We start from the raw sequence: 17824 nt of genomic DNA, 5'->3' as shown, positions 1-17824 counted from the left end.
CTTTAGGGACTTCCTGGTATGTTGCAATCTCAATCCTCCCGTTTGGGCAGTTTACTGCTGCTGCTGGCGGCACTCATCGGCTTTGCTGTCGCGTTGTATGCCTGGCTCACGCCACTCACCGGTGTTACCGGCACCATTGGCGCGCTGGGCGTCGCCATTGCCAGCGTCGTCCTGGCGGTGCTGACCTTTCTGCTGCGCGCGGCCACCGGCCGTGCCGGGCGCATTTTCCTGATCGTCATCACGCTGCTGCTGCTATGCGCGATCGGTTTTGCTGCCGCGCTGCTGCATCAGGGGATCATTACGCTGGCGATGATCATCGGCCTGATTGGTCTGATTATGCTGGCGCGCAATCCGGCGCATCGCGTTCGCCACGCCACTGCACAAGGAGCTAACCGTGCATAATGAAAAATACATTCCGCTGCTCAAAGTCGGCATGACCGCCCTGGCGCTGCTGATGGCACCTGCCACGCTACGCGCCGAGGATAAAGCCGCTGAGGCGTCGATGGGTACGCAGGAGAAACTCAACGTGGATGCGGCCGATCAGCAGGCGCCCGGCACCACGCACGCCACTGATGATGTCTCCAGCGGCAAGCGCGACGGCGAGAAAGTGGCCTCTGCCAGCCAGCCGGCCACGCCGCTGGTGCCCTCCACGGCGACGTGGGACAGTTTTCACGGCCAGCTCAACGCGCAGAAATACAGCCCGCTGAAACAAATCACCGCTGACAACGTCAGCAAGCTGAAAAAAATCTGGGAGTTTCACACCGGTGACGTTTCGGATGGCAAGGGCGACACGCCGGCGACCGTCTGGTCCGCCACGCCAATTTTTGCCAACGATACGCTGTACATCGGCACGCCATTTGATCGGCTGATTGCGCTGGATCCGGGCACCGGCAAGGAGAAATGGCACTACGATACTAAAGCGCCACGCCAAGCGCTGACGCAGCCGGTGCTGAAAAATCGTGGCGTCTCCTACTGGCAGGCGAAAAATCCGCAGGCAGGTCAGGCCTGCCAGAAAATCGTTTATATGGGCACCGTTGACGGCAAGCTGTATGCCCTGGATGCTGATTCCGGCAAGCCGTGCGAAAACTTTGCGGATAAAGGCGTGCTCAACGTCAACCAGTGGAATACGGTTAACGCTAAATTCCCGCTGTCTCTGCTCCAGCCGCCGACGGTGGTGGGTGAACACCTGATCGTTGGCTGGGCGGGCAAAGACTGGGCTTACGCAGAAGCGCCGCCGGGCACGGTGTTTTCAATCAACGCGCAGACCGGGGCACGTGAATGGACTTTTGACGCCATCCCGGCCAGCATTCGCCCGCGCACCGGCACGGCTAACGTCTGGACCCACATGTCGGCCGATGAAGCGCATGGCCTGGTTTATCTGCCGGTGTCATCACCTTCGCCAAACTACTGGGGCGGCAACCGCGTCGATCCAATTCCGCTCGGCACCTCCACGACCGCGCTGGATGTGAATACCGGCAAAGTGGTGTGGTCGCGCCAGTGGGTGCACCATGATGTGTGGGATTACGACATTAACTCAGCACCGACGCTGATGGACATTACCGTGAACGGCAAGCAGATTCCGGCGCTGATTCAGGCCACCAAGCAGGGCTTCCTGTTTGTGGTCAATCGCCTGACCGGTGAAGATGTCTGGCCGATTGAGGAGCGTCCGGTGCCGCAGGGCGATGGTTCGGTGCAGGGCGAGAAACTGTCGCCGACCCAGCCGTTCCCGACCAAACCGGCACCGCTGCTGGATCAGTCCAAAAAACCGGCGATCTGGAAGCTGGCCGATATTGTTGGTGCCGGTCAGTGCTCACGCCTGTGGGATAAACTGAGCTATGACGGCATGTACACGCCGCCGACTACCCAAGGCGAAGGCGCACTGACCTATCCGGACAGCGCGGGCGGCGTGCAGTGGGGCGGCGTGGCGTTCGATCCGCAAAAACAGATCGCCATTGTGAACACCTCACACATCGTGCAATACGTGAAGCTGTACAGCCGCGCCGATTACGACAAGGCCGACAACGGCTCGGGCAACGAGAGTGGTTTCGCCCCGCAGGAAGGCGCGCCTTACGGCCTGCGCCTGATGGTGGCGAACAACTGGCTCGGCATGCCGTGCTGGCAGCCGCCGTTTGGCGAGATCGTTGCGCTCGATATGCACACCGGTGATGTGAAATGGCGTCGTCCGGTCGGCGCGTCGCAGCAGTACGGCTTTTTCATGCCGGAAAGCTGGGGCTCGCCAACCATTGGCGGTCCGGCAGTCACCGCCGGCGGTGTGATCTTTATCGGCGCCTCAATGGATGCCAAAGTACGCGCCTATTCACTGGATAGCGGCGAAGAGCTGTGGTCCGATCAGGTTGAAGCGCCTGCGGTTGCCAACCCCTCGGTGTATGAATATAAAGGCCGCCAATATGTCGCCTTTGTCGCCGGTGGTAACACCATCCTGAAGGATCAGGTTGGCGATCAGGTGGTGGTTTACGCACTGCCGGAATAATCCAGCGCAGTCAGCAAACAGAGTGGGGCCACAGCGCTCCACTTTTTTTATGCCTGCAATAAAAACGGCGGCCATTGGCCGCCAAAACCTCAACAGGTGGTTGCCGTTGAGGAAGCAGTGGTACTGATGAATCTTTAACCTTTTACACCGCCCGCCGTCAGTCCGCTCACCAGCCAGCGCTGTGCCAGTAAAAACACCAGCGTGATGGGAATGGCGGACAGCACGGCCGCCGCGGCGAAATCGCCCCACAGATAGTTCTGCGGATTAAGATACTGCTGCATCCCGACCGCGAGGGAATAGCTGTTGACGTCGCGCAGCAGCAGCGAGGCGACCGGTACTTCGGTGACCGCAGCGATAAACGCCAGGATAAACACCACCGCGAGGATTGGCACCGAAAGCGGCAGCAACACCAGACGAAAGGCCTGCCACGGCGTGGCACCATCCAGCGCCGCCGCTTCCTCCAGCGAACCATCGATGGTTTCGAAATAGCCCTTAATGGTCCAGACGTGCAGCGCGATGCCGCCCAGATAGGCGAAGATTACGCCGCCGTGGGTATTGAGGCCGAGAAACGGCAGATATTGCCCCAGCCGGTCAAACAGCGCATAGAGCGCCACCAGCGACAGCACCGCCGGGAACATCTGAAAAATCAGCATGCCTTTTAGCAGGCTGGCGCGACCGGCGAAGCGCATGCGGGCAAACGCGTAGGCGCAGGTGGTCGAGAGCGCCACAATCCCCAGCGCGCTGATGGCGGCGATCTTCACCGAATTCCACAGCCACAGCAGCACCGGGAAGGGCGGCGGCGTCACGCGACCATCGGCATGGGTGACGCTGAACCCGAGCGCCAGCCGCCAGTGTTCCCATGAAATCTGTTCCGGGATCAGACTGCCGGTGGCGAAATTGCCGCTGCGCAGCGAGATGGCAATCACCATCAGCAGCGGGAACAGGATTGCCGCGATAAACAGCAGCAGCAGCAGATGCGTCAGCAGCAGACGCAGCTTCTGCGATTTCGGTTGTACCATGGCCATAACGCCTCCTTAATCAAACTTCATGCGTAGCGCTTTCAGGTTAATCACCGCCAGCGCACCGACCAGCAGGAAGATCAGCGTGGCGATGGCTGCCGCCAGGCCGAAGTCCTGACCGCCGCCGCCCTCAAAGGCGATGCGCCAGGTGTAGTTGACCAGCAGATCGGTGTAGCCCGCCGGCGTAGTGGTGCCGAGTCGATCGGGGCCACCATTGGTCAGCAGCTGCACCAGCACGAAGTTATTAAAGTTAAAAGCAAAGCTGGCGATCATCAGCGGCAGTAGCGGTTTCAGCAGCAGCGGCAGCGTAATCAAAAAGAAATTCTGCAGCGGCCCGGCGCCATCCATCGCGGACGCTTCATACAGATCGTCCGGGATCGCCTTGAGCAAGCCCATGCACAGGATCATCATGTAGGGATAACCCAGCCAGGTATTGACGATCACCAGCATGGCGCGCGCCAGCGTCGGATCGCTGAACCACGCTGGCTTGAAGCCAAACAGCGCATTGAGCATGACGTTGATTTCGCCAAAACTCTGGTTAAACAGCCCCTTGAAAATCAGTATCGAAATGAATGCCGGTACCGCGTAGGGAAGAATCAGCATCACGCGATAGATGGCCTTGCCCCGCAGCGCTTCCCACTGCACCAGACACGCCAGCACCATGCCCACCGCGACCGTCAGCAGCACGGTCAACAGCGAAAACAGCAGCGTCCAGCCAAATATCGCCAGGAACGGTTTCTGAATGCCCTCGTCGGTGAACACGCGGGCAAAGTTTTTCCAGCCCGCGCCAACGGTAAAGCCGGGGCTGAGCTGTTCGCTGGCCCAGCTGCCATCGGCATTGATCTGCTGATAGAACCCCGTGTCCCGGTTGGCCTGATAGCGGGCGCCGTTTTGCTGATTTCTCAGCTGTTCCGGTGCGTCCAGCACGTACAGCGGCCGCGTGCCGGAAAACTGGCGCAGCGAACTCATCACCAGCTCGCGACCGTCCGGCAGCCGGGCAGTTAACTGACTCAGCGCCTGACGGTTTTGGGTGATGGTTTTTAAGCTGGCGCGCGCGGTGGCGGGCAGCGCGGCTGGCGTGAGGCTGAGCTGCTGTTCACCACCCAGCGTAAACGGCGCAGACAGAAAGCTGTTTTCGCCTGTGCTGAGCGCCAGTTGCCAGCGATCGCCCTGCGAATAGAGCGCGAAGTTCATCGCGTCCCCGGCCTGATACTGGCGACTCAGCAGCACCTGCTGCGCGCGCGCCTCACTGAGCTGATTGGTGCTGCTGTAGTTGGTGAAGGCAATGGCGACGGTACAGGCCAGTGGAAACAGGACGAATAGCGCCATGCCGGCCAGTCCCGGATACACATAGCGCCAGGCATAGGCGCGCCGGTTGGTGTAAATCCACAGGCCTGCCGCGCTGACTACCAGCGTGACCAGCGCAAACAGGTATTCACCCTGAGCATACATCAGCACCAGAAGGTAGCCGACCAGCAGACAGCCGATCCCGACCAGCAGGCTGCGCAGCACCAGACTGTGCCGTCTCTTTTGCGGTATTCCTGACATGATACGGTGTTCCTTAACAGCCAGTGGCGAGCCGACAGCCGTCGGCTCCGTAACAGCATTACTTATTGAGACGCGCCTGCGCATCCTTCAGCGCCGCATCGACGTTTTGACGACCACTCAGCGCATTCAGCGTCGCGGTGCGCATCGCATACCAGAAGGCCGCCATCTGCGGGATGTTAGGCATGATGTCGCCATTACGCGCATTGCTCATGGTGGCGGCGATGCGCGCGTCTTTCTCCAGCGTTTGCTGGAATGACTTCAGGGTGACCGCGCCCAGCGGCTTGTCCTTGTTAACCGCGTTGAGACCGGCGTCAGTCAGCAGGTAATTTTCCAGAAACTCTTTGGCCAGCTCTTTATTAGGACTGGCCGCGTTGATGCCCGCGCTCAGTACGCCGACAAAGGTTTTGGTCGGCTTGCCGTTCAGCGTCGGTAACAGCGTAACGCCGTAGTTGATGCCGCTTTTGTCGATATTGCTCCACGCCCACGGACCGTTGATGGTCATCGCGGTTTGTCCTTTATTGAAGGCCGCTTCGGCAATCGAATAGTCGGTATCGGCATTAAGGATTTTGGCTTTCACCTGATCGACGAGGAACTGCATGCCTGCTTTCGCGCCGGCGTTGTCGACGCCGGTATCTTTCACGTCATAGCCGCTATCGGTCTTTTTGAAAGCATAGGCGCCACCGGCGGCCAGCAGCGGCCAGGTGAAATAGGGTTCCTGCAGGTTAAACATGATGGCGCTCTTGCCTTTGGCGCGCAGCTGCTTATCCAGCGCCGCCATCTCTTCCCAGCTTTTCGGTGGGGTGGGCAGCAGATCTTTGTTGTAAATCAGCGACAGCGACTCCACAGAAACCGGATAGCCAATCAGCTTGCCGTTGAAGCGCACTGCATCCCAGGTAAACGGAAACAGTTTTTGCTGGAAGTTTTGATCCGGTGTGACTTCGGCCAGCAGTCCTGACTGGGCATAGCCGCCAAAGCGATCGTGCGCCCAGAAGATGATGTCCGGCCCATCCCCGGTCGCGGCGACCTGCGGGTATTTCTCTTCCATTTTGTCAGGATGTTCAACCGTCACGCTGATACCGGTGTCCTGCTCGAATTTTTTGCCTACCTCGGCGAGGCCGTTATAGCCCTTATCACCATTGATCCAGATGACCAGTTTACCTTCTTCAATTTTGGCCACGGCCGAAGCCGAAAACAGTACGGCCGTAAGGGCGGAAAGGGCCAGAACGCGTGCGCCGGTTTTCATTGTCATAACTCCATCCTGTTAGCGGAAGCGGAAATCATCAGTGGCATCATTGTGCGGCGTTATGGCGTTTCCTCATCCTCCTGCGTTCTACGCCCAACGGCACTAAGCCGTGATCGCGCTTGCAAAACCGCGCCTTAATACGCGCTGGCGCACACTATTGACGCATCAGCTCTGCGTGACAGCTCACAAAATTGCCGTGAACGTCGCGGCGGCGCTGCTGTCATGCGCGTTCTCCTCCTCCCGCCTCATCCCCCAGTAAAAACCCGCACGGTGGAGGATGTTGCGCCGTCTGCGCCTGCCCATAGTGGTCGCCGGAGTCTGCCTGCGGTGCTGCAGGCAAGCATGAGCCTGCGAAGAGGAAAGCATCATGGCGAGCGTTGCGTTACACCATGTCACCAAGGCCTGGGGCGATACCGAGGTATCAAAAGACATCAATCTGGAGATCGGCGAAGGGGAATTTGTGGTGTTCGTCGGTCCCTCCGGCTGCGGCAAATCAACGCTGCTGCGCATGATCGCCGGCCTGGAAACCATCACCCGCGGCGATCTGCTGATTGGCGGTCAGCGTATGAACGATGTTCCGCCCGCTGAGCGCGGTATCGGCATGGTGTTTCAGTCTTACGCCCTTTATCCGCACCTTTCGGTGGCCGAAAACATGTCGTTTGGCCTGAAGCTGGCCGGCGTAAAGCGCGCTGAAATCCAGCAGCGCGTCAATCAGGTGGCGGAGGTGTTACAGCTGGCGCACCTGCTGGAACGGCGGCCCAAAGCGCTATCGGGCGGACAGCGGCAGCGCGTGGCCATCGGGCGCACGCTGGTGGCCGAACCGCGTGTGTTTCTGCTCGACGAGCCATTGTCCAATCTTGATGCCGCGCTGCGCGTACAGATGCGCATTGAAATCTCACGCCTGCATAAGCGCCTGAAGCGCACCATGATTTACGTTACGCACGATCAAATCGAAGCGATGACGCTGGCCGACAAGATCGTGGTGCTGGACGCCGGTCGCATCGCCCAGGTCGGTAAGCCGCTCGAACTCTATCACTATCCCGCTAACCGCTTCGTTGCCGGTTTTATCGGCTCGCCGCGCATGAATTTTCTGCCCGTCAAAGTGACCGCCACCGCCATCGATCAGGTGCAGGTGCGCTTGCCCAACGATCAGCTTGTATGGCTGCCGGTGGAGAGCGCCGGCGTCCAGGTCGGCAGCAACATGTCGCTGGGTATTCGTCCGGAACACCTGCTCTCCAGCGACATCGCCGATGTCACGCTGGAGGGCGAAGTGCAGGTGGTTGAGCAGCTCGGCCACGAGACGCAAATCCATATCCAGATCCCCGCCATTCGTCAGAACCTGGTGTACCGCCAGGAGGACGTAGTGCTGGTAGAAGAGGGCGCCCTGATGGGTATTGGCCTGCCGCCGGAGCGTTGTCACCTGTTCCGCGAGGACGGGAGCGCCTGCCGCAGGCTGCATCAGGAACCCGGTGTTTAGCCCTGCAAAACAATAAAAGCAATGACCTCAGGAGATAGAAAATGTTAACTCTGCGCAAACTTCCCGTCGCGATTGCCATCGCAGCGGGTACGCTCTCCGCTCAAGCCATGGCGGTCGATTTTACGGGTTACGCCCGTTCAGGTATCGGCTGGACCGGCAGCGGCGGCGAGCAACAGTGCTTTCAGGCTACCGGCGCGCAAAGCAAATACCGTCTGGGCAACGAATGTGAAACCTATGCTGAACTGAAACTGGGTCAGGAAGTGTGGAAAGAGGGCGATAAAAGTTTCTATTTCGATACCAACGTCGCCTATTCCGTTTCCCAGCAGAATGACTGGGAAGCGACCTCTCCGGCCTTCCGTGAAGCCAACGTGAAAGGTAAAAACCTGATCGATGCGCTGCCGGGTTCCACCATCTGGGCCGGTAAACGCTTTTATCAGCGTCACGATGTTCACATGATCGACTTCTACTACTGGGATATCTCCGGTCCGGGCGCCGGTCTGGAAGATGTCGACCTCGGGTTTGGTAAGCTCTCGTTCGCCGCGACGCGCTCTTCCGAAGCGGGCGGCTCTTACACCTTCTCCAGTGACCAGATCCGTGATTACGCCACCAGTACCGCCAATGACGTTTTTGATGTGCGTCTCGCCGGCATGGAAACTAACCCCAATGGCGTGCTGGAACTGGGTGTCGACTATGGCCGCGCCAACGCGCGTGACGGCTATCGCTTAGACGACGGCGCGTCGAAAGATGGCTGGATGTTCACCGCGGAACACACGCAGAGCATGCTGAAAGGCTACAACAAGTTTGTGCTGCAGTACGCCACTGATGCGCTGACCTCGCAGGGCAAAGGCCTGCCGCAGGGCAGTAACATCAATAACAACGGCAAGATGTACCGCATCCTCGATCACGGTGCGATCTCGCTGGCCGATCGCTGGGATCTGATGTATGTGGCGATGTACCAGAACGTCGATCTGGATAACAACCGCGGAACCGAGTGGTACACCGTCGGCGTACGTCCTATGTACAAATGGACGCCGATCATGAGCACCCTGCTGGAAGTAGGCTATGACAACGTCAAGTCACAGCAGGTCAGCGAACGCAACGGTCAGTACAAAATCACCCTGGCGCAGCAGTGGCAGGCTGGCGACAGCATCTGGTCACGTCCGGCGCTGCGCCTGTTCGCCACCTACGCCAAATGGGATGAGAAGTGGGGCTACAGCAAAGATGCCTCCGGCGATATCACGTCGCTGGCCGCGGCGGACAGCAGCGGCAACGGTCTGTTCACCAACAGCCGTGGCGACAACGATGAGTGGACCTTCGGCGCACAGATGGAAATCTGGTGGTAAGGCGCTGCGCAGGTTAAGCAAACATCCGCCGTGCGGCAGACGCACGGCGTTTTCGGACAGCGGCGGCCATTGCCTGGCCTACGCCGCTGCCTGACAGCTTGTTGGGATAACACAATGAAAAAACATCTTATCGCCTTCTGCCTGAGCAGCGCGCTGCTGACCGGCGTCATTATGCCAGTTCAGGCCGACATCAATCTGGTACCGCAGGATCTTTCCGCGGCACCCGCCATTCCCACCGCCCGGCTGCAGCAGCTCAGCTGGCAGCCGGTGGATGCAACGCGTGCACAAATCACCACGCTGACACAAAGCGCAACGCCGCTGGATGTACGTGGCTTAACAGGGGCCATCGCGGCTTACAGCCTGCCTGCCAATCAGGGCGAGCTGACGGTTACGCTAAGCAGCGAGGTGGTACACAATCAGGTCTTTGCGCCCAATGTGCTGGTACTGGATGAAAACCTGCAGCCGGCCGCGTGGTTTCCGAGCCGCTTCTTTAGCTATCAGCAGCCCGGCGTGATGAGCGCCGACCGGCTGGAAGGGGTGATGAAGCTGACGCCGGTGCCGGGCCAGCAGAAGATCTATTTGCTGGTGTTCACCACCGACCAGGATTTAACCCAGACCACGACGCTGCTGGATCCGGCCAAAGCTTATGCCAAAGGCACCGGCCATGCGGTACCGGATATTCCCGATCCGGTGGCGCGTCACAGTCGCGACGGCAAAATCAAACTGAAAGTAGCAACCAGTTCCGGCTCGTCGATTCTGGTCGGCCCGCTGTTTGGCTCAGCCGCGCCTGCCGCTGTCACCGTTGGCAGCACCCGGCCGGCCATGGCCGCCACGACGGCGCGCGCGCCAGCGCCTGAACCGGCACCGCTGGTGAATGAGACGGAAAGCTATTTCAATCAGAGCATTCGTCAGGCGGTGCAACAGGGCAATATCGATAAAGCGCTGAAGCTGCTGGATGAAGCGGAGCGTCTGGGATCGACATCGGCGCGGCAAACCTTTATCAGCAGTGTTAAAGGCAAGGGGTGAAACTGCCCCGACAGTGCTGAGTTGCCCCACCTGGTGCGCTTCGGCGCACCTTTTTTATGGCACTCCGACCTGCACGCAGCAGGCCGGTTTCGTGCTACTTACGCTGACGCTGACGTGATTGTACCGCCGTCAGCAACGCATCGATTCTGTCATCCTCCGCCATCGCTTCCAGCGTTACGCTAAGCTTACGTCGCCAGTTGGGATACTGATCGACGGTGCCCGGCACGTTGACCGGCAGTGCCATATCCAGCCACTCTTCCGGCTGCAAACCGAGCAGCGCACACTGGCTGCGGGCCAGATAGCGATGGATCGCCTGACTAAGCTGATGACTCATGCGCACGCTGGCCCGCCGGAAGCGGCGGCGCGGCGGCAGATCACCGCTGCGCAACAGCGTACGCAGCAACGCCTGTTTAGCCAGGCGCCGATCGCGATACAGGCCAGCGAGAATCGCCCGATCGGGGTACAGTCCGAGAGCACTGCCCAGCCGCAAATCGTCACTTTGCCACCAGCCGCGCAGCGTCGGCATATCATGGGTGGTGGTAACGGCCATCGCCTGACGCGGCCACGTCGCTGGCGCGCGGAAGTGGCGCTGCGATTCCTGCTCAAAGTAGAGCACTTTGTAGGAGTACACCCCGGCGTCGCGCAGTTTATCAACGATGGCTTCCGGCACGGTGCCCAGATCCTCGCCAATCACCATGCAACGATGGCGCTGGCTCTCCAGTGCCAGAATCGCCAGCAAATCATCCACCGGATAGTGCACATAGGCACCGTGCGCCGCGCTTTCGTCCTTCGGTATCCACCATAAACGCAGCAGCGCCATCACATGGTCAATGCGCAGCGCGCCGCAGTCGCGCATGCTGGCGCGCAGCAGGTCGATCCACGGTTCATAGCCGCGCGCGGCCATCACCTGCGGGTCCATCGGCGGCAATCCCCAGTTCTGACCGAGCGGACCGAGGATATCCGGCGGCGCGCCAACACTGGCGTCCAGGCAGTAAAGCTGCCGATCGCGCCAGGTTTCCGCGCCATCCGCCGCCACGCCCACCGCCAGGTCGCGATACAGCCCGATCGCCATCTGCTGCTGCTGACACAGCTGCCAGCAGGCGGCGAATTGCTCTGCCGCCAGCCACTGCAGCCACATGTAGAAACGCACCTCGTCGCTGTGCTCAATGCGAAACGCCAGCACTGTTGCACTGTGGGCCTGCTGCCATTCGGCCGGCCAGTGTTGCCAGCCATAGCCCGTGCCATCCTGGGCGCTGCGCGCCGCGTGCAGCGCATCAAACAGCCCCTGATGCAGCAGGCTGTCGCCCCCGGCACGCACAAACTCCACAAACGCCTGCGCCTGTCCATCATCTGCCGTGCGCCGGCGAAACTGCTGCCAGGCAAGCCGCAGTCCCTGCAACTTAAGCCGGGTGACGGCAGTATAATCCACCCACGCGGCATCACGCGCTGCCCGAATCGCCTGCTGCGTCTCCTCAGCTTGCCACCAGGCCTGCGCCGCGTCGCTGAGGCCAAAATCTGCCACGGCGCTTACGTCGATATAGAGGATGTTGAGCCAGCGCCGGGAAGAGGGACTGTAAGGGCTGGCGCTCTCCGGTGCGGCAGGAAACAGCGCGTGCAGCGGATTGAGCCCGACAAACGCGCCGCCGCGCCGCGCGGTTTCAGCGATCATCTGCCGCAGATCGCCGAAATCCCCGATGCCCCAGTTAGCCGCAGAGCGCAGCGTATACAGCTGAATACAGCTGCCCCACAGCGATTCGCCCGCCAGCAGTTCCGCAGGTTCGTAGCAGCGGCGGGGTGCCACTATAATCGGGCAACAGTGACACTGTAACTCCTGGGTCAATGTCAGCTGGTGATAACCGGCGGGCAACGCGGGCAACACCAACGCTTCACCCGGCTGGCAGCGCCCGGACCAGTTTTCGCCGCTTTCGCTCGTCAACTGCCATTCCGCGTCGGCGCTGAGCACCGGTGCCAGACTCAGTGGCTGTCCGACATAAAAAACTACCACCGACGGCAGCGGTGCGGAGCCGTTCGCAGGGGCCTGCATCAGCGCAGCGAGACGCTGATGGGTAAGAGCAGAAATCTGCCGCGGTTTTCCGTGCGCATCAATATATTCCGCAGCAATAAGCGCGTCAGCACGGCGATCAAGAGCATCTTTGGGTTTCATGGCGTTCCTTAGCGGCTGGCCTGCCAGATACGTTGCTGATAGTCACGAATGGCGCGATCGGCACTGAACATGCCGCAACGCGCGGTATTGAGGATTGCGGCGCGCGTCCAGGCCTCAGGATCGGCCCACAGTGCTTCAACCTGCTGCTGCGCGTTGAGATAGTGGCGAAAATCAGCCAGTACCAGATAAGGATCGCCGCCTTGCGCGCCCAGGCTGTTGACCAGATCGCTGAACGCCGTGCGGTCGCCGTTACTGAAGGTGCCATCTTCCAGCGCGGTCAGCGCGCGATCCAGCTGCGCGTCCTTACTGCGCCAGTTCAATGGCGAGTAACCGGCCTGTTTCAGCGCGCTGACCTGCTCTACGGTATGGCCAAAGATGAAGATATTCTCTTCACCGACCTGCTGCGCGATTTCAACGTTGGCCCCATCCAGCGTACCGATGGTGAGTGCACCGTTCAGCGCCAGCTTCATATTGCCGGTACCGGATGCTTCTTTGCCCGCAGTAGAGATCTGTTCCGAGAGATCGGCGACCGGGATCAGGCGCTCGGCAACCGACACGTTGTAATCAGGGATAAAGACAATTTTCAGCCGGTCGCCGACGCGCGCATCGTGGTTAATGGTCTCTGCTACTTTATTGATGGCGTAAATGATGTTTTTCGCCAGCGCATAACCCGGCGCCGCTTTGGCACCAAACAGCATCACGCGCGGAGCCAGATTGGCCTGCGGATCGCTGACCAGCGTTTGCCACAGCGCAATCATGTGCAGCAGCATCAGGTGCTGCCGTTTGTATTCGTGCAGCCGCTTGATTTGGACGTCAAACAGCGCATCAGGCTGCACCGCAATGCCGGTTCGGGCGGCGATCCACTCTGTCAGTGCCTGCTTGTTGTGCTGCTTAATGGCGCGATATTCGGCGCGGAAGGCGGCATCATCGGCGAATGGCGACAGATCCTGCAGCGCATCGAGATCGTTAAGCCACGGACGCTGCAGCGTTTTGTTGATCAGCGCCGCCAGCGCCGGATTGCACTGGTTGATCCAGCGACGCGGTGTGATGCCGTTGGTGACATTGTGAAACTTCTCCGGCCAAAGCGCGTGATAATCGGGGAACAGGTCCTGTACCACCAGACGCGAGTGCAGCGCCGCCACGCCGTTGACTGCAAAGCTGCCGATCACGCACAGATTTGCCATGCGCAGTTGCTGATCGTGCACCAGCGCCAGTTTTGACCAGATCGCCTGATTGCCCGGCCAGCGCGCCTCAACCTGCTGTTTTAGCTGCGCATTGAGCGTATTGATGATCATCACATGGCGCGGCAGCAGGCTGCGCACCAGGCGCAGGTTCCAGCACTCCAGCGCTTCCGGCATCAGCGTGTGGTTGGTATAGGCGAAGGTGCGCTGGGTAATGCGCCATGCGTCCTGCCAGCTGAGCCGGTGCTCATCCAGCAGCAGGCGCAACAGCTCCGGGATGGCCAGCGTTGGATGGGTATCGTTCAGCTGGATCACTTCATAATCCGCTAACGTTTCGATGGCTCGCCCCGCGGCCTGATGACGGCGCAGAATATCCGCCAGCGTACAGGCACACTGGAAATACTGCTGCATCAGACGCAGTTTTTTGCCGGCCTGATGGTTGTCATTCGGATAAAGCACTTTGGTCAGTTTTTCCGCCTCAATGCCTTGTTGTTCCGCACGCAGGAAATCGCCGTTGTTGAAACGCTGGAGATCAAACGGTCGGGCATGCTTTGCCTGCCACAGACGCAAGGGCTGCGTGATGCCGTTGCGGAAACCGACCACCGGCAGATCCCAGGCTTCACCCTGCACAACAAAAGCAGGCTGCCAGTGCGTCACGCCGTCAATGGTGGTCACACTGCCGCCCAGTCCGACCTGCACGTCAAGCGCCGCGTTGTGGCGAAACCAGGGATAACGATCGCGCTGCCAGTCATCCGGCTGTTCGTGCTGCGCGCCCCCGACAAAATGCTGGCGAAACAGGCCGTACTGGTAGTTCAGGCCATAGCCGATCGCAGGCTGGCCGGTGGTCGCCATCGCATCGAGAAAACAGGCGGCCAGCCGTCCCAGACCGCCGTTGCCCAGTGCCGGATCGGTTTCACGCTCCAGCACGTCACTCAGCGTCACGCCTGCTGCGGCCAGCGTCGCTTTGACGCCGTCGTACCAGCCGAGATTCAGCAGATTGTTGCCGGTCAGCCTGCCCAGCAGAAACTCCATCGACAGATAATTAACGTGGCGCTGTCCGCCAGCGGCCGGCTGCACCGGTATATCCGCCAGCAGTTCGGCCAGCGCGCCGCTCAGCGCCTGCCACCACTGGTCGGGGCTCATTTCCTGCGCATCCGGCAGGCCAAAACGTTGCCACTGGCGCACCAGCGCGGCAGAAAAACGGTCAGGGTCAAATGTGGGCAGTGCCATAGGGAAACTCCAGTCGAATAAATAGGGTTACAGGCAGTGTGACGCTGCCGCCAGGCGGCTACCTCCTCCTGTAAAAAATTCCACGGGGAGGACAGGGAGGGTGGAGAGGCTGAGGTAAATCTGAAAGCGCGGCAGGAGTGTGATAACACTCGCTTTTGTAAAGCGTAACTAATCAGTTCGCTTGCATTCAGTAACCGAATCTCCGAACGTGTATGACTATTAATTACGAAGCGTAAAAAAATGATGCGCTGAACGTTAACGGAGAAGCGTGCGCCCATGTTGATACCCTCAAAACTGAGTCGTCCCGTTCGTCCTGAAAGCACGGTTACCCGCGATCGTCTGCTGCAAAAGCTCAGCGCAGCGGCGAATTACCGGCTGGTGCTGATTGCCAGCCCGGCGGGCTACGGCAAAACCACGCTGGTATCGCAGTGGGCGGCTGATAAAAGCGAGCTGGGCTGGTATTCATTAGACGAGGGCGACAATCAGCCGGAGCGCTTCGCCGATTACCTGATCGCCGCGCTGCAGCAGGCTACCCGCGGCGCATGCAGCCGCAGCGAGACGCTGGCGCAAAAGCGTCAGTACGTGAACCTCAATGCGCTGTTCGCCCAGCTGTTTAATGAGCTGGCCGCGTGGCAGCAGCCGCTGTGGCTGATCATCGATGATTATCATCACATCACCAATCCTGCCGTGCATGAAGCGATGCGCTTTTTCCTGCGCCATCAGCCGGATAACCTGACGCTGGTGGTGCTGTCCCGCAATCTGCCGCAGTTGGGTATTGCTAATCTGCGCGTGCGTGAACAACTGCTGGAGCTGGGCAGCCAGCAGCTGGCCTTCACCCATCAGGAGGCGAAACAGTTCTTCGACTGCCGCCTGAGTGCGCCGCTCGCGCCGGATGAGAGCAACCGTCTGTGTGATGATGTAGCAGGCTGGGCGACCGCGTTACAGCTGATCGCACTGTCCACCCGTCAGGGCGCGGCATCGGCGCAGGACTCCGCTCGCCGGCTCTCCGGTATTAATGCCAGCCACCTTTCCGATTATCTGGTCGAGGAAGTGCTGGATAACGTCGATGCCGCCACGCGCCATTTTTTGCTGAAGAGCGCGTTATTGCAGTCGATGAATGATGCGCTGGTCGCCTGCGTGACCGGTGAAGACAACGGGCGCATGCGGCTGGAAGAAATTGAACGTCAGGGGCTTTTTATTCAGCGCATGGATGATTCAGGACAGTGGTTCAGCTATCACCCGCTATTCGGCAGCTTTTTGCGTCAGCGCTGCGAATGGGAGCTGGCCAGCGAGCTACCGGCCATTCACCGCGCGGCTGCGCAAAGCTGGATGGCGCAGGGTTTTCCCGGCGAAGCGATTCATCATGCGCTGGCGTCCGGTGATACCGATATGCTGCGCGATGTGCTGCTGCAGCACGCGTGGACGCTGTTCAACCGCAGCGAACTGGCACTGCTGGAGCAGTCGCTGAATGCGCTGCCGTGGCGCACGCTGCTGGCCAGTCCGAAACTGGTACTGCTGCAGGCCTGGCTGATGCAGAGCCAGCATCGATTTTCCGAAGTTAACCGGCTGCTGGCACGCTTCGAGGAAGGCTGCAACTGTGAAATCGACGCTGCGCTGCAGGGTGAATTCAATGCGGTGCGCGCGCAGGTGGCCATCAATCACGGCAACGCCGACGAAGCAGAGCGGCTGGCACGGCTGGCGCTGGAAACGCTGCCGGAAACGCGTCGCTACAGCCGCATTGTGGCCACCTCAGTGCACGGCGAAGTGATGCATTGCAAAGGCGACCTGACCAACTCGCTGGCGCTGATGCGGCAAACCGAACAGATGGCGCGCCGCGATGAAGCCTGGCACTACGCGCTGTGGAGTTTGATTCAGCAGAGCGAAATCCTGTTCGCGCAGGGCTTTTTACAATCAGCGTGGGAGATTCAGGAAAAAGCGTTTGTGCTGGTAAGTGAACAGCATCTGGCGAACATCCCGCTGCACGAGTTTTTACTGCGCATCCGTGCGCAGCTGATGTGGGCGTGGGGCCGGCTGGATGAGGCCGAACACGCCGCGCGCGCGGGCATCAAAGTCCTGAAAGGCTATCCGCCCCAGCAGCAAATCCAGTGCCTTGGGCTATTGATTCAGTGCTCGCTGGCACGCGGCAATCTGGATAATGCACGCAGCTATCTCAGTCGGCTGGAAAACCTGATGAATAACGGCGTGCTGCACAGCGACTGGATTGCCAACGCCGACAAAGTGCGGCTGATCTACTGGCAGATGACGGGCGATGCGCAGAGCGCCAGCCACTGGATGCGCCATACCGATAAACCCGCCTTTGCCAACAATCATTTTTTGCAGGGCCAGTGGCGCAATGTGGCGCGGGCGCAGATCCTGCTGGGCAATCTCAGCCAGGCCGAAGTGATCCTCGATGAGCTGAATGAAAATGCGCACGCGCTGCGGCTGATGAGTGATTTAAACCGTAACCTGCTGCTGCTGAATCAAATCTACTGGCAAACCGCGCGCAAAGCAGAGGCACAGCAGGCGCTGATCGAAGCGCTGAAGCTGGCACGCAGCACCGGCTTCGTCAGCCACTTCGTGATTGAGGGCGAAATGATGGCGCAGCAGCTGCGCCAGTTAATTCAGCTCAATACGCTGAGCGAACTCGATCAGCATCGGGCCCGGCGCATTCTCAATGAGATCAACAAGTATCACCGGCATAAGTTTGCCCATTTCGATGAGGGCTTCGTCAGCCGGCTGTTGAACCACCCGGATGTGCCGGAGCTGATTCGCACCAGTCCGCTGACCCAGCGCGAATGGCAGGTGCTGGGGTTGATCTACTCCGGCTACAGCAACGATCAGATCGCCGGCGAGCTGGACGTCGCGGCAACCACCATCAAAACCCATATCCGTAATCTGTACCAGAAGCTGGGCGTCACCCATCGTGCCGAAGCGATGCACCAGGCACAGTCAATGCTGAAACTGATGGGCTACGTTTAAGGCAGAAGTCGTGTGGCGGTGAATCTCATTACCTGCAGAGCGCGTATAACGCTGGGCAGGACTTGATATATACATGAGGGAGTGAAATACTTGTAATGACATTTGTATGTACAAGAGGTGTAG

11 protein-coding genes are annotated in these 17824 nt (G+C 59.7%); 6 read left to right on the top strand and 5 right to left on the bottom strand.

Going from position 1 to position 17824, the window contains the following annotated elements:
- Positions 1-18: 18 nt before the first annotated feature.
- Together ABVR31_RS19710 and ABVR31_RS19705 are read left to right on the top strand one after the other, a co-directional pair.
- On the top strand, positions 19-402 hold the full coding sequence (locus tag ABVR31_RS19710) for a hypothetical protein (RefSeq protein WP_150360275.1): 384 nt from the start codon (positions 19-21) through the stop codon (positions 400-402).
- A 31-nt stretch (positions 403-433) separates the two neighbouring features.
- On the top strand, positions 434-2491 hold the full coding sequence (locus ABVR31_RS19705) for a pyrroloquinoline quinone-dependent dehydrogenase (RefSeq protein WP_249217958.1): 2058 nt from the start codon (positions 434-436) through the stop codon (positions 2489-2491).
- A 134-nt stretch (positions 2492-2625) separates the two neighbouring features.
- Here the strand turns inward: ABVR31_RS19705 and malG are convergent, their stop codons facing one another.
- The 3 genes from malG to malE are packed head-to-tail and all read right to left on the bottom strand — an operon-like array spanning position 2626 to position 6307.
- Positions 2626-3516, bottom strand: a complete 891-nt coding sequence (gene malG / locus ABVR31_RS19700) for a maltose ABC transporter permease MalG (protein WP_372774199.1) — start codon at positions 3514-3516, stop codon at positions 2626-2628.
- Positions 3517-3525: 9 nt separating this feature from the next.
- On the bottom strand, positions 3526-5058 hold the full coding sequence (malF, locus tag ABVR31_RS19695) for a maltose ABC transporter permease MalF (protein ID WP_031280088.1): 1533 nt from the start codon (positions 5056-5058) through the stop codon (positions 3526-3528).
- 58 nt (positions 5059-5116) lie between these two features.
- Positions 5117-6307, bottom strand: a complete 1191-nt coding sequence (gene malE / locus ABVR31_RS19690; RefSeq protein ID WP_031280090.1) for a maltose/maltodextrin ABC transporter substrate-binding protein MalE — start codon at positions 6305-6307, stop codon at positions 5117-5119.
- Positions 6308-6668: 361 nt separating this feature from the next.
- On the opposite strand from malE, the gene malK reads away from it, so the two are divergent.
- The 3 genes from malK (at position 6669) to malM (ending at position 10147) form a co-directional block, all read left to right on the top strand.
- The gene (malK, locus tag ABVR31_RS19685; RefSeq protein WP_058770170.1) at positions 6669-7778 is read left to right on the top strand and encodes a maltose/maltodextrin ABC transporter ATP-binding protein MalK; all 1110 of its coding nucleotides are present in this window, start codon (positions 6669-6671) and stop codon (positions 7776-7778) included.
- A gap of 41 nt (positions 7779-7819) precedes the next feature.
- Positions 7820-9121, top strand: a complete 1302-nt coding sequence (locus tag ABVR31_RS19680; protein WP_021509418.1) for a maltoporin — start codon at positions 7820-7822, stop codon at positions 9119-9121.
- 114 nt (positions 9122-9235) lie between these two features.
- Positions 9236-10147, top strand: coding sequence for a maltose operon protein MalM (gene malM, locus ABVR31_RS19675; RefSeq protein WP_372774197.1), 912 nt, complete (start codon positions 9236-9238; stop codon positions 10145-10147).
- 94 nt (positions 10148-10241) lie between these two features.
- Here the strand turns inward: malM and malQ are convergent, their stop codons facing one another.
- Both malQ and malP read right to left on the bottom strand, forming a co-directional pair.
- Entirely contained in the window at positions 10242-12311 is a 2070-nt protein-coding gene (gene malQ / locus ABVR31_RS19670; protein ID WP_372774195.1) for a 4-alpha-glucanotransferase, read from the bottom strand.
- Positions 12312-12319: 8 nt separating this feature from the next.
- Complete coding sequence (gene malP / locus ABVR31_RS19665) at positions 12320-14722, bottom strand: maltodextrin phosphorylase (protein ID WP_372774193.1); 2403 nt, start codon at positions 14720-14722, stop codon at positions 12320-12322.
- Between the two features lie 276 nt (positions 14723-14998).
- Here malP and malT point away from each other — a divergent pair, with 276 nt between their 5' ends.
- On the top strand, positions 14999-17701 hold the full coding sequence (gene malT / locus ABVR31_RS19660) for an HTH-type transcriptional regulator MalT (protein ID WP_372774191.1): 2703 nt from the start codon (positions 14999-15001) through the stop codon (positions 17699-17701).
- The last annotated feature ends 123 nt before the right edge of the window (positions 17702-17824 follow it).

This window comes from Pantoea sp. WEP (assembly GCF_041678305.1).
In the GTDB taxonomy this organism is placed as follows: domain Bacteria; phylum Pseudomonadota; class Gammaproteobacteria; order Enterobacterales; family Enterobacteriaceae; genus Pantoea; species Pantoea dispersa.
Note: the sequence above shows the minus strand (reverse complement) of the source record. Positions and strands in the feature narration are given on the sequence as shown.